This window comes from Amycolatopsis orientalis DSM 43388, from assembly GCF_000411975.1.
Taxonomy (GTDB): Bacteria; Actinomycetota; Actinomycetes; order Mycobacteriales; family Pseudonocardiaceae; genus Amycolatopsis; species Amycolatopsis orientalis_D.
This window is the reverse complement of sequence record NZ_ASXG01000003.1, coordinates 1-273: the sequence shown is the minus strand read 5'-3', so window position 1 is coordinate 273 and position 273 is coordinate 1. Positions and strand designations below refer to the sequence as shown.

Sequence of the window (273 nt, the reverse complement as noted above, 5' to 3'; positions counted from 1 at the left end):
AGTTCGGCGGTGTCCTACTCTCCCACAACCCTTCGGTTGCAGTACCATCGGCGCAGTCAGGCTTAGCTTCCGGGTTCGGAATGGGACCGGGCGTTTCCCTGACGCTAAAACCACCGAAACACTCCGAAACAACACACACCCGCCCTCCCCGCAAGGGGAAGAATGCCGGTGTGGTGTTTCAGAACCGTAGAGTGGATGCGCAACATCTTCGTGGGCAAGTCCTCGGCCTATTAGTACCAGTCAACTCGACAACACATTACTGTGCTTCCATTT

At 55.7% G+C, this 273-nt stretch carries 1 rRNA gene; it reads right to left on the bottom strand.

The features are described 5' to 3' along the window. Position 1: 1 nt before the first annotated feature. Positions 2 to 118: ribosomal RNA gene (rrf, locus tag L942_RS00020) — 5S ribosomal RNA — on the bottom strand. Positions 119 to 273 lie beyond the last annotated feature (155 nt).